Raw genomic sequence first — 14,823 nt, 5'->3', positions numbered from 1 at the left:
ATTAGGTTTGGGATATAATTTTCAGCAATTATACTGGGTACGAATATATATTATAAAATTAAAAAACGACAACTATAAAAGGTGAAGTGCACAATTTTACTGTGTATTGCTAGAAACTGTATCATAATAGATACTTTTAATTATACCATCTGCCAATCCTATTTTTGGCACATAAATATTTTTTGCCCCACTCCATTTCATTGAAGAAAGATAAATTCGCATGGCTGGAATAATAACATCTGCTCTATCCTGATTTAAACCTAAATCTGTGATACGCTCTTCATAAGAATAACTTTGTAACGTATGATAATAAGACGATAAATAGAAATATGTTAATGGTTTACCAATGGCCTTTCCAGAGATTTTAAATATTTTATTAATATTACCTCCAGAACCTATAACTTCAATTTTATGGTAGAATTTTGCATGTTTTCCAATCCATTCCTCTAACTCAATCCATGATTCATTTTTAACCATATCATTGAGAAGCCTAACCGTGCCTATTTTAAAAGACTTAGACGCTACTTGTTTCCCTCTATGTATTACTGTAAACTCAGTGCTACCTCCACCAACATCTACATATAAATATGTTTTATTATTATCTATGTACTTATGTAAATCGGTAGCGGCTATTATAGCAGCTTCTTCTTTTCCTTTAATAACATCAATACTTATTCCTGATGCTTTTAAAACTAAATCGACTACTTTTTTGCCATTTAAAGATTCTCTCATTGCTGATGTTGCACAGGCTTTATATTTTACTACCTTGTGAGATTTCATTAACAATTTAAAAGCAATCATAGTATCTACAATTCGCTGAGTATTTTCTTCAGAAATCTTATTCTTTATAAATACATCTGCTCCTAAACGTATAGGCACACGAACTAATGAATTTTTTTTGAATTGTACAGGTTCCCCTTTTTGTTCAATTATATTTGAAATAAGTAACCTTACAGCATTAGAACCAATATCTATAGCTGCATATTTCTTTATTTTAAGCATACTACTCCTCTAACTTTTTTAAATAATAATTATACATAGCAAATTGAGACCTCACCTTTTCTTTATCATCTATTCTATAATTATTCTCTTGTGATTCGTTTAATAGCCTCGCTTTAACATTATCACTCCAACTAATATTAAACGTCTCTATAATTTCTTGTTTAATGTCTTCGTCATAAATAGGACAGCTAACTTCTACCCTATTATCAATATTTCTTGTCATCCAATCCGCAGAAGAAATATAAATTTTAGAGTCTCCATTATTGCCAAATATATAAACTCTAGAATGTTCTAAAAATTTATCGACAACACTAATAACCTCTATATTATCACTCATCCCTTCCACACCAGGAATTAAACAGCAAATCCCCCTAACTATCATTTGAATTTTCACTCCTGCTCTGCTAGCTTCATAAAGCTTATCAATCATTTTATAGCTGGAAATACTATTCATTTTTAGTCTTACACAGCCTAGTTCTCCTTTTTTAGCGCTTTCAATTTCAGCATCAATTAACTTAAAAACCGCTTTTTGAGTGTAATGAGGTGATGTTATTAAGTGTTTATAAGTGAAAATTTTATAATTGGTCTCAAAGAAACTGAAAATTTTATTTACATCTTTTAAAATACGTTGATCTGAAGTAAACAACGTATAATCTGTATAAATTTTTGCTGTAGATTCGTTGAAGTTCCCTGTACTTATAAAACCGTATCGTTTTAGTTTTTTTCCTTCTTCTCGTTCTATAACACACATTTTACTATGCACTTTTAAGCCAGCCACTCCAAAAACCAAATTGACACCTTCATCTTTCATTTGCTGTGCATAATCTATATTTGCTTGTTCATCAAACCTAGCCTGCAACTCTATAGATACAGTAACCGATTTACCATTAACAGCAGCATTAATAAGAGAACTTGCAATATGAGAGATTTGGGCTAAGCGATAAATAGTGATTTTTATTGTTCTTACATTTGGATCTAAGGCAGCTTCTCGTAAAAATTTAACAACATAGGAAAAGGTTTGATAAGGCGCCTGAAGTAAATAATCTTTTTCTTTAATAGCTTCAAAAATACTAGCCTCTAAACTAAGTCCCTTAATAGGTAATGCTTCAATTTTATTATAAAGAAGATCATTTCTTCCTAAACTAGGAAACCCCATATAATCTCTTCTGTTATGATAACGACCTCCGGGTATAATACTATCTGTATCATCTATTCCCATCTTAGACATTAAATACTCTAAAGTTTCTTTATCTATTGTTTTATCATATACAAAACGAACAGGTTCTCCAATTTGTCTATGTTTAACACTATCTGATATTTTCTCAATAAAACTTTTACTTAAATCACTTTCAAAATCCAATTCTCCATCACGAGTAATCTTTATCATGTGAGCAGAAATACTTTTATAATCGAAAATATTAAAAATATCACTCAAACAATGACGAAGCAAATCATCAATCATTATAAGATAGCTCTTTTCGCCTTCTTTTGGCAATTCAACAAAACGATTAAAGGTTTTGGGTATTTCTATTAAAGCAAACTGTCTTTCATTATCAGACATGACCATCCTAACAGCTAAATAAGCACCACTATCTTTTAAATTAGGTAAAACGATAGAATCGTTTAAAATAATAGTCACTAAAGCAGGGCTTACTTTTGTTAAAAAGTACTTCTTTATAAAGTCATGCTGCGCTTTATCAATTTGAGTCTCGTCAATGATATAAATATTTTCGTCCTCTAACCTTTGATGAATGGTACTTAATATTTCTAAACTTTTGCTCTGCTGATTAATTACAATTTGAGTTATAATTTCCAATAACTCTTTAGCTTTAATCCCTCCCAAAGCATTCTTTCCTCCTTTTCCAGCATCCACAATACGCTTAACCGTAGCATATCTGACCTTAAAAAACTCATCTAGATTATTAGAAAAAATACCTAAAAACCTTAAACGTTCTATTAGTGGTACATTATTTTCGTCTGATGCTTCTTGTAAAACCCTAGCATTAAATTGCAACCAACTTATTTCTCTATTAATGTATTTATTATCTTGTATTTCTGGTTTCGTCATTTAGAATAATTCATGAATTAGAATAGATACACAAATATATTCTATTTAAGCTTAATAATATCTGCAAAAACCATTATGAAATAGTAAGGTTTTTAAATTAATTAATCATTATACGAATACACCTGTTCTCTTATTCTGGAAAATTAAGCGAAAACTAAGTTATTTTAAATCTCTGGGAAATAGCGTTTGTATTGTTTTCCCTTCTTTTAACTTTTTCCAATTAACAATATCAAACTGAATAATAACCACACCACTAGTGGGAACATTATCTATACTTATACTACCATAAGTATTCACGAAAGCTGTAATAGCATGGTTATGTCCAAAAAGCATGAGCGTGTTCACAGAGTCATTGCACGCTTTAATAACCTCAATAAGATTACCTCCAGAAAAATCATATAAATCATGGTTTAAATGAACAATACTTGCATTAATATTTAAGTTAGAGGTAAAAATATCTGCTGTAGTTTTTGCACGCATAGCATCACTCGATAAAACCAAATCAACATTCAAACCTGTTGCCTTTAAATTATCCGAAACCAAGTCAGCATCTTTAAAGCCTCTTTCATTAAGAGGTCTTTCATGATCTATCACATTATGTTTCCACGAAGATTTGGCATGCCTTACTAGAATTAATTTTTTCATAAAAATCGATTAAGAGATAAAATTCATCGGTTAAAGGTTTTTTTTATCGATGAAATTCAATTCATTTACCTTACAAAATTAGTTAAAATTAACGTATAAAATATTGTTACAAGTTGTAAAAACAGGTAAAAAAAATAGGCTAATAATAGTAGTTAAAGATTCAGAAACCGATGAAAAACTTATTATACCGATCAAAAGATTATCAAAAGCTTTTAAACGAATTTATAAGTGATTTACCATTTATTTTTGAAGACATAGTTCCATATGCGTTCTTTTGTAGCACCTACTTAAACATTACAAAGTTATGAACCTGAATCTAATATCATATAAAAATACAGCATTGTTTAACAATGTCTTTCCCTCACAGTTTTTTCCCTCGAAAACTTTTTTATTAACAATTAACGCTAATACCTTAATGTGACTATTTCAACACTTTGGTGTTTATTATATATCGTTTAAAACAAAATAATTTTACTAAATCATGAAAAATAAATTGATTTTAACTCTTTACTCTTTTCTATTATCGTGCTCCTTTTCATTATGTATGAACGCACAACAGGATGCATTTGATTTAAATATAATTAATTATAGCGATAAACCAGATGCTAATATTGAACATTTACATCTTCTATCTCTCACTAATAATTCAAATAAAGTGATGAATTATAATATTTCAAGTCAAGAGATAATCTGTAAAACCGAGTATGACGATGTTGTTAGGAATAAAATTGGTCATGCAGATAGTAATAAAGACGTTTCAGTTAATGAAAAAACCTCCTCTAGCTTAACTGTTGAAATCTATAATAAAACATTAAGCAAAAAGATTGATCAAATGATTTTAGACCCAAATGAATCGATTGAGTTTTATGTTAAAATCACACGTCACAACAATACAGAAATGGGAACATCGAAATGTTTTAAAATAGCTACACACCTATTGGATAATGAAACAATCGGAAAATATGTCATAATAAGAGCTTTTATTCCGAACCCAAACATTTTAAGACACTAAAACTTATAAAAAATATTAATTAGTTAATTAAAGGCTTATGAAAATCTTTACTAAACATATAAACTATCACAAAATAATACTGGTAGTTTTCCTATTGATAAGTGCTTTTACCCAAGCCCAATTAAAAAAGGCTTTTGCCCCTCGTTTTAATGAGGCTGTAAATGGAGATTTCACTATTATCGCAAATAATATGATTTCTACAACAGCTACTGGTAATTATAATGGAGGAAACGATAATGACCAATTTTCTAACCTTGTATATGTTGATATTGATACTGACGATACGACATTCAATTCAAGTAGTGCTAATTTTGCTAATCCCGCTCCCACCACAAGTTGTTTAACAATAAAAAAAGTATTATTGTATTGGGCTGCTGCAGATCAAGAACCAAATGAGTTAGATCCAAATTCTGAAAATCAACCTGATTGGAATTATAATGATATAAAACTTATGCTTCCATCGGAAACAGCATATACTACATATACCGCAGATGAAGTTATATATAGAGGCCGGGAAGATCATATAGGACCGCCTCACAATGGACATTTTAGTAATGATCCATATATCTGTGTAAAAGACATTACAAGTTCTGTTGTCAATTTAATTGACAATAATATAAGTCCTTATGGTAATTATCTAGTTGCTAATGTTGAAGGGAAAATAGGTAGTTTAAATGATCATGACAATGGTTTACCTACTGGTGTCTCTGGGGGTTGGCAAATAGTATTTGTATATGAAAGCCCTCTATTACCATTAAAGAATATTTCAATCTTTGACGGATATGGACATGTTGTAAATGGACAGGGTAGCTATAATATTGATTTTAATGGTTTTCAAACGGTACCAACTGGTGATGTAAATGCTAATATTCTTATTGGTGCCTTAGAAGGTGATTTAGGACTAGATGGTGATAGGTTACAAATAGAAAATACATCTAATACTTTTGTTGACTTATCGACATCGCCAACAAGTCCAATTAGAGATGCTAATAACTTTTTTAATAGTAAAATTACAATTGATAATGCGAATTTCACAAATAGAACCCCTGCTAGTACAAATACTCTAGGTTTTGATGCTGCAATTTTTCAATTATCAAACCCAGGCAATACTATTATTGATAATAATCAAACTTCCGCAACATTTAGACTAGCATCTAACAAGGAAACGTATGGATTGTTTTTATTGGGCTTATCTATAGATGTTTGGTCTCCAAATTTAGGCCCTATTCATTTAACACTAGACACACCTACAACCTCTCTAAATCCTGGAGCAAGTTTCGGAGCTAGTTTTACTGTTGAAAACAAAGGAAATGATGATGCCAAAAGTTTAGAAATTTCTACTATACTCCCTCCACAAGTAACATTAGTAGAACCTATAAGCCCTGCGCTTCCTACTGGAATTACTTATAACTATAATACAGGAACTAACTTATTAGAGTTCTTTGTTGCTGATGGTGTTGCTAATGCTGGGGCTGCAGCTGTAAATGTTGATTTTGATTTAGAAATTAGAGATGAGTGTTATTTTTTAGAAACCAGTTGCGACCTTCAATTTAACTTACAATTAGAAGCCTCCTACACTGGGACTCAAGATCCTAGTCCTCAATCTGTAGTAAGTTCTGCAAATCTAGATGATTGTGGGGTGGGAATATTAGACCCAATAGTTATTGACGTAATACAGCCTACTATATCTTGGCAAACACCTATTAATGGCTTAGACGCAACTATTGAATGTAGTGACGCTGCAGGTTTAACTACTGCACAAGCTTTAGAACCAGTTACAAACAAATGTAACTTAACATTAACAAAAACACCTGGAGCATTTGTTCCTAATCCAACTTGTCCTAGTGGTGGAACATATACTAATACGTGGAATTTCACTGATGCTTGTGGTGTTACTATTGGTGATTATGTACAAGTTATTACTATTGTTGATACAATGGGGCCACTAGTATCTGGAACAATTTTAGAATCTACAGTTGAGGGATGTATTGCTACTGATGTTACTGCACCTGTAAATACAGTAGCTGCTCTTGAAGCTTTAGGCCTTACTATAGAGGATTGTACTGATGATGCCAGCCTTGAGGTAACCAGTTCTGATAGCGCTACTGGCACATGCCCAGTTGTTGTTACCAGAACGTATACTATTACGGATGCTTGTGATAACTCAACTACAGCTTCTCAAATTATAAATGTTACTCCTGTCGCAATTTCTTTCACAAACCCTGCGGATAACAATGTACAATCTTGTGATTTTGATGATCAAAATGAGGTAAATACCGCATTTGATAACTGGGTTATCGCTCAATCTGCTGCTATTGCTCCTACCAATGGTTGTACACCTGTCCTTTCCAATAACAGTGCTTCAGTGTCTGCTCCTGTTTTATGTGATGGTGGCACAACGACGGTTACTTGGACGATCACTGATCTTTGTGAAACAATTAATACTATTACTGCTGATTTTAATTTAACAGCGCCAACAGATATCTCATTTACCAATCCTACAGACAATAACGTTCAATCTTGTAATTTTGTTGATCAAAATGAGGTAAATACCGCATTTGATAATTGGGTTATCGCTCAATCTGCTGCTATTGCTCCTGCCAATGGTTGTACACCTGTCCTTTCCAATAACAGTGCTTCAGTGTCTGCTCCTGTTTTATGTGATGGTGGCACAACGACGGTTACTTGGACGATCACTGATCTTTGTGAAACAATTAATACTATTACTGCTGATTTTAATTTAACAGCGCCAACAGATATCTCATTTACCAATCCTGCAGATAACAATGTACAATCCTGTGATTTTGATGATCAAGATGAGGTAAATACAGCATTTGATAATTGGGTTATCGCTCAATCTGCTGCTATTGCTCCTACCAATGGTTGTACACCTGTTCTTTCCAATAACAGTGCTTCAGTGTCTGCTCCTGTTTTATGTGATGGTGGCACAACGACGGTTACTTGGACGATCACAGATTTTTGCGAAACAATTAATACTATTACTGCTGATTTTAATTTAACAGCACCGACAGATATCTCATTTACCAATCCTGCTAATGATACTTCAATAGCTGCAGAATTTGATGATCCAGATGCTACTATCGCTCAAGCTAATCTTGATGCTGATATTGCTGCATGGGTTGCTGCTCAAACGGCTATTATTGATGGAAGTATTACTAACGGATGTGCTCCTGTTGTTACAAGTGATTTTACAAATCAATCTATTACATTTTGTAATTCAGGTTCAATAACAATTACTTGGACAATTACAGATCTTTGTCAAACTATTAATGTATCAGCTAATTATACATTTACTCAGCCGGATGGAATCAGTTTCACGAATCCATCTGGAAACACAGCTAATTCTTGTGATTTCGATAATGATGATCCTACGGTCGCTCAAGCTAATCTTGATGCTGACATTGCTGCTTGGGTTGCTGCTCAAACTGCTGTAATTACTGGTAGTCTAACTGGAGGATCACCAGCTGTAAGTAATGATTTCACGAATCAATCTATTGATTTATGTACTGGTGGTGATCTTACGGTTACTTGGACTATTGATGATATTTGTGAAACTATAACGCCTACAGCTACGTATTCATTAACTACGCCTACGGTAGTTTCATTTACCAATCCTACAGATAATACCGTTCAATCCTGTGATTTTGATGATCAAAATGAGCTAAATACCGCATTTGATAATTGGGTTGTCGCTCAATCTGCTGCTATTACTATTTCTAATGGCTGTTCTCCTGTGCTTTCTAATAACAGCACTTCAGTGTCTGCTCCTCTTTTATGTGATGGTGGTACAACAACGGTTACTTGGACGATCACTGATCTTTGCGAAACAATTAATATTACTGCTGATTTTAATTTGACTCTGCCGACTGCAATCTCGTTTACAAATCCTGCAGATAACAATGTACAATCTTGTGATTTTGATAATCAAACAGAGGTAAATACAGCATTTGATAATTGGGTTATCGCTCAATCTGCTGCTATTGCTCCTACCAATGGTTGTACACCTGTCCTTTCCAATAACAGTACTTCAGTGTCTGCTCCTGTTTTATGTGATGGTGGCACAACTACGGTTACTTGGACGATCACTGATCTTTGTGAAACAATTAATACTATTACTGCTGATTTTAATTTAACAGCGCCAACAGATATCTCATTTACCAATCCTGCAGATAACAATGTACAATCCTGTGATTTTGATGATCAAGATGAGGTAAATACAGCATTTGATAATTGGGTTATCGCTCAATCTGCTGCTATTGCTCCTACCAATGGTTGTACACCTGTTCTTTCCAATAACAGTGCTTCAGTGTCTGCTCCTGTTTTATGTGATGGTGGCACAACGACGGTTACTTGGACGATCACAGATTTTTGCGAAACAATTAATACTATTACTGCTGATTTTAATTTAACAGCACCGACAGATATCTCATTTACCAATCCTGCTAATGATACTTCAATAGCTGCAGAATTTGATGATCCAGATGCTACTATCGCTCAAGCTAATCTTGATGCTGATATTGCTGCATGGGTTGCTGCTCAAACGGCTATTATTGATGGAAGTATTACTAACGGATGTGCTCCTGTTGTTACAAGTGATTTTACAAATCAATCTATTACATTTTGTAATTCAGGTTCAATAACAATTACTTGGACAATTACAGATCTTTGTCAAACTATTAATGTATCAGCTAATTATACATTTACTCAGCCGGATGGAATCAGTTTCACGAATCCATCTGGAAACACAGCTAATTCTTGTGATTTCGATAATGATGATCCTACGGTCGCTCAAGCTAATCTTGATGCTGACATTGCTGCTTGGGTTACTGCTCAAACTGCTGTAATTACAGGTAGTCTAACTGGAGGATCTCCTACTGTAAGTAATGATTTTACAAATCAATCTATTGATTTATGTACAGGAGGTAACCTTACGGTTACTTGGACTATTGATGATATTTGTGAAACTATAACACCTACAGCTACATATTCATTAACTATACCTACGGTAGTTACATATACCAACCCTACAGATGACTCTTCTGATGCATGTGAATTTGGCACAACAGACCTTGTTGCTTCTCAAGCGAATTTAGATTCAGATATAGCTACATGGGTTTCAAATCAGACTAATACAATTAGTGGTAGTATACTTGGAGGATGTTCTCCAACGGTGACTAGTGATTTTCTTAATCAATCTATTGACTTTTGCACTGGTGGAGCAATTACTATTACCTGGACTGTAGAAGATTTATGTGGAATTACGACTCAAACTGCAACATATACATTTACACAACCAACTTCAGCTGTTTTTGATCAAAGTACATTGCCTGCTGATCTAACAGTAGAATGTGATTTATTAGCTCCTGCAGAGATTCTTACAGCATCAAATTCTTGTGGTAACATTGATGTGGCTTTTACTGAAGCAAGAACAGATGGTGACTGTCCAAATAGATATTCTCTTTTAAGAACTTGGACGGCTACTAATATTTGTGGAATTGTTACAACACACACTCAAACTGTTACAGTTACAGACAATACACCCCCTGTACTTACATTACCAGCCAATCAAACTGCGGAATGTAGTGATGACTTATCACCAATAGCTTTTGGTTCAGCTACAGCTACAGATAATTGTGATGCAAATCCAACAATCACTTTTAGTGATGTTAGAGCAGACGGATCATGTCCTGGTACTTTTACAATTACTCGTACATGGAAAGCTGTAGATGCGTGTGGAAATGAAATAACTGCAGATCAAACAATATCTACATCAGATACTACTGCTCCAGAATTTGTTCAAACAACACTTCCTGGAAACATCGCAATAGAATGCGGTAGTAATGTACCAGTTCCGGAAGATTTGGATGCTACAGATAATTGTGGTACTGCTACCGTTACTGTAGAAGATGAAAGAATTGATGGAAATTGTGCTAATAACTTTACTATTAGACGTACATATACAGCTACTGATCAGTGTGGTTTAACGAATACACACATCCAAACAATTATAGTTGAAGACAAAACACCTCCAGTATTTGAGCAAGTAACACTTCCTCAAGCTAATATAACAGCAGAATGTGATGCGATACCAAATGCAGAAACATTAACAGCTACAGATAATTGTGGCACTGCTACTGTAATTGTTACAGATGCTAGAACAGATGGAGATTGCCCTAACAATTATACAATAGCTCGCACATGGACAGCTACTGATGAATGTGGATTAATAACAACACACACACAAGTTATTACAGTACAAGATACTAAAGCTCCTGTACCTGCATCAACTTTTGAAGACGTTTTAAATGTTAGTTGCACCGATATACCAGACGCACCAGAATTAACTTTTACAGATAACTGTTCAACTAATATTACAGTTCTATTCAATGAAACAAACTCATATCAGGAAAATGTATTTGCCGACTATGAAATTGTTAGAACTTGGATAGTAAGAGACGAATGTAATAATGAAGAAACCTATACACAAACACTTCAAGTAGCACTTGATGAAATTATTACAGATTTATCTGCTCCAGACTGGTGTTATGATGAAGGTGCTATTAATATGAATAATTTATTACCTAGTGACCTCAATACGAATGGTACTTGGGAATTATTGGAAGGTGATCCAGTTGCAACACTAAACGGTAGTATATTCGATCCTTCAAATCTTGAATTAAGCGCTGACTTCTTACCAGAAAGTGGTGGAATTGATTATAGGTTCAGATATACAACTACAGACAATGGCTGTATAAGCATTACTGAGGTTATCATGAACGTACATGCAGATTGTGTGGTATTACCTTGTGGTGAGAACGATATCACAATCTCTAAAGCTGTAACTCCTAATGGTGATTTAAAAAATGACTTTTTCTATATCTCTGGTATTGATTTATGCGGATTCACTGCCGAAATAAAAATATTTAATCGTTGGGGTGCTTTAGTTTTCGAATCTAATGCCTATCCTCTTACAAAAGAGTTCGATCAATACAATAGCCCCCCAGCCGGTAGTTGGGAAGGTACAGCACATAAATCATCTATAGGTGGTGCTGGTCAAGTACCAAATGGGACGTATTATTATATAATAACTTTAAAAGATAGTGGATTGAATCCTATTACAGGACCTGTTTATTTAGGAACCAAATAAAAACATAACCTATGAAACTTATAAAATATAATATAATCGCTATTGCATTGTTAAGCTGTACGGTTGGAATTGCACAACAATTACCGCAATTCACACAGTACATGTACAATACAATCTCAATAAATCCAGCTTATGCGGGTAGTCGAGAAGCATTAAGTATAGTTGGATTACATAGAAGCCAATGGGTTGGTTTTAAAGGAGGTCCAATAACACAAACACTTTCTATACATACGCCGCTTAGAAACGATAGAATCGGTTTAGGTTTATCTTTTATCGAAGATGATTTAGGCCCACAAAACTACTCATACCTTTATGGAGACTTTTCATATACGATCCCTACAGGAAAAACCGGAAAATTGGCATTTGGTGTAAAGGGTGGAGCAACTCTTTATAGTTTTGATCAGGATTTTATAAATGATCCATCCATTGTTACAGATCCATTTTTTAGTGGAACAGAAAATCGTTGGGCTCCTAATTTTGGTGCTGGTGTATATTACCATACCAACAGATTTTATGCAGGACTATCTGCACCTAGAATATTAAACACGGATGAAAATAGCCAAGGAGACTACAAAGCTTTAGAACGTGTAAGTTACTATTTTACGCTTGGTGGTGTTATAGATCTAAGCAAGAACTTTAAATTCAAACCGGCTGGTTTAATAAAAGCGACCAATGGGGCTCCAATATCATATGATATTACGGCTAATTTCTTATTTAAAGAGAAATTTTGGCTAGGTGGGTCTTACAGAATCAATGAACAAACTGCTGCTATTGGCGGTATAGTAGACTTTCAAGTTTCAAGACAACTACGAGTAGGTTATGCTTACGAAAAACCAATTTCCGACATAGCCAGATATACTACAGGAACTCACGAAATATTACTTATGTATGAGTTTAAATTCTTAAGCTCAAAATTAAAATCACCTAGATATTTCTAATAAGATTTTTTACATGAAAACTAAAAATTACATATTAGTCTGTATCGCTCTAATGTTAAGCTTTTCTGCTCTTTCTCAACAAGGAAAACAGAAAAGAGCCGATACATTATTCAATAAATTCTCTTTTGTAAAAGCTGCTAAAGTTTATAGAGAGCTTATTCAAAATAATTATAACAAAGACTATGCAACTCGTCAATTAGCAGATTGCTACGCTTTTTTAAGAGACCCTAGAAATGCTTCAAGGTTTTATAAAAATGTTGTTAAACAAAAAAATGTGCCTATTGAGTATTACTATAAATATGCACAATCACTGCGTGGGATGAAAAAATATGACGACTCTCAAGTTTGGTTACAGCGTTTTAAAGATTCTGGAGGTGTCGTAAATTCTAATGACTTTTCAAAAGATGTAAACTTTATTACCAGTGTCTTTGGTGCTAAACAACAATACTTTTTAGACAGAATTCGTTTCAACTCAAAGTTTAGTGACTTTGGAGCTTTTGAACGAAATGGTAAGGTATATTTTGCCTCTACCCGAGATGAAGGTGTTTCTATAAAACGTCTATATGGTTGGAATGAACAACCCTTTTTAGATATTTATGTCGCAGACGTTGGAACTAAAAAAAATGTAGACCATACGGCTAAAGTAAAAGGCGATGTAAATTCTATTTATCATGACGGACCAGTAACCATTACGAAAAACGGTCATACCATGTACTTTTCTAGAAATAACTTCACAGAAGATATTGAAAAAAAGGACAAAAAAGGGTTAACAAACATGAAAATATACAGAGCAACATTGCAAGATAGTATATGGACAAATATAGAAGACCTTTCAATAAATAGTGATGATTTTTCTACACAACATGCTGCTTTAAATGTTGATGAGACTAAACTATACTTTTCATCAGACAGACCAGGTGGCTATGGTGGTTCAGATATCTATGTAGTAGATATTAATATTGATGGGACGCTAGGAGAACCTCAAAATATAGGTAATGTTGTAAACACAGAAAGTTCTGAAGGCTTTCCTTTTATTAATAATGAAGGGGTTTTATTCTTCTCATCAGATGGACACCCTGGTTTAGGTTTATATGATATTTTCGGAACGATTAAAGATGAAGACGGTGGGATTGTAGATGTTATAAATTTGGGAGTTCCAGTAAACTCCAATAAAGATGATTTTTCATTTACAATGAATGAAAACGGTATCACAGGATATTTTGCATCAAACAGAAAAGGAGGACGTGGAGATGATGATATTTACGCATACCACAGAAAGCCTGTTTTACATGTAGAAGGTGTGGTAACTGATGCTATTAATACAAATCCAGTACCAAATTCTATAATTAAATTATATGATGATAAAGGCAACCAAATTGCCTACATGAAAACAGATGAAAATGGCTATTATCAAATAAACATAGATAGAAACCAAGACTATAAAATTGTTGCCAATCAAGATAAATATATAGACGATTACAGAGAGTTTACATCAAAAAACATTCAAACTGAGCTTACTACTATTACAGCTAATTTATTGTTGAATCCAACTCCAAATGTTATAAAGCTTGCCGAATTGAACACGATTTATTTTGATTTCAATCAGTATAATATTAGAAAAGATGCTGCCTTAGAACTAGATAAAATAGTTAGTCTAATGCAAAACGATTATCCGGATATGGTCATTCGAATTGAATCTCATACCGATTCAAGAGGTAATCTAACATACAATGATAAATTATCTATAGATCGAGCAAATTCAACTTACGAATATTTAATTTCTAAAGGTATTGCTCCTGAAAGAATTACTGAGCACCAAGGTTTTGGTGAACGTAGATTAACCAATGGTTGTGAAGATGGTGAGGATTGTGAAGAAAAAGACCATCAATTAAACAGACGTACTCAATTTATAGTTGTAAAGATGGAATAACAAACAACTTGGCATTGACCGACCGAGTTTAAATAAACAAAAGCTATCACTTATAGTATA

7 protein-coding genes are annotated in these 14,823 nt (G+C 33.5%); 4 read left to right on the top strand and 3 right to left on the bottom strand.

All coding sequences use genetic code 11. The features are described from left to right. Positions 1 to 96 precede the first annotated feature (96 nt). From Q4Q39_RS09795 to Q4Q39_RS09785, 3 genes are all read right to left on the bottom strand, one after another. The gene (locus tag Q4Q39_RS09795) at positions 97 to 1,002 is read right to left on the bottom strand and encodes a Ppx/GppA phosphatase family protein (protein WP_303282255.1); all 906 of its coding nucleotides are present in this window, start codon (positions 1,000 to 1,002) and stop codon (positions 97 to 99) included. Between the two features lies 1 nt (position 1,003). Continuing rightward, positions 1,004 to 3,070 (bottom strand): polyphosphate kinase 1, encoded by a 2,067-nt coding sequence (gene ppk1 / locus Q4Q39_RS09790; RefSeq protein WP_303282254.1) that lies wholly within the window; start codon positions 3,068 to 3,070, stop codon positions 1,004 to 1,006. 159 nt (positions 3,071 to 3,229) lie between these two features. Next, positions 3,230 to 3,715 carry a SixA phosphatase family protein gene (locus Q4Q39_RS09785; RefSeq protein ID WP_303282253.1) on the bottom strand — a complete coding sequence of 162 codons (486 nt, stop codon included), beginning with the start codon at positions 3,713 to 3,715 and terminating at the stop codon, positions 3,230 to 3,232. A 544-nt stretch (positions 3,716 to 4,259) separates the two neighbouring features. On the opposite strand from Q4Q39_RS09785, the gene Q4Q39_RS09780 reads away from it, so the two are divergent. Genes Q4Q39_RS09780 through Q4Q39_RS09765 form a run of 4 tightly spaced genes read left to right on the top strand, consistent with a single transcriptional unit; the run spans position 4,260 to position 14,763 of the window. Further along, complete coding sequence (locus Q4Q39_RS09780; protein WP_303282252.1) at positions 4,260 to 4,727, top strand: hypothetical protein; 468 nt, start codon at positions 4,260 to 4,262, stop codon at positions 4,725 to 4,727. A 37-nt stretch (positions 4,728 to 4,764) separates the two neighbouring features. Further along, positions 4,765 to 11,895, top strand: coding sequence for a T9SS type B sorting domain-containing protein (locus Q4Q39_RS09775; protein WP_303282251.1), 7,131 nt, complete (start codon positions 4,765 to 4,767; stop codon positions 11,893 to 11,895). An 11-nt stretch (positions 11,896 to 11,906) separates the two neighbouring features. Further along, positions 11,907 to 12,833 (top strand): PorP/SprF family type IX secretion system membrane protein, encoded by a 927-nt coding sequence (locus tag Q4Q39_RS09770; RefSeq protein WP_303282250.1) that lies wholly within the window; start codon positions 11,907 to 11,909, stop codon positions 12,831 to 12,833. Between the two features lie 13 nt (positions 12,834 to 12,846). Beyond that, a complete protein-coding gene (locus Q4Q39_RS09765; RefSeq protein WP_303282249.1) occupies positions 12,847 to 14,763 on the top strand; it encodes an OmpA family protein in 1,917 nt (638 codons plus the stop codon). Positions 14,764 to 14,823 lie beyond the last annotated feature (60 nt).

This window comes from Flavivirga amylovorans (assembly GCF_030540875.1).
Taxonomy (GTDB): Bacteria; Bacteroidota; Bacteroidia; order Flavobacteriales; family Flavobacteriaceae; genus Flavivirga; species Flavivirga amylovorans.
The sequence above is the reverse complement of the archived record's forward strand: the minus strand, read 5'-3'. Positions and strand labels throughout refer to the sequence as shown.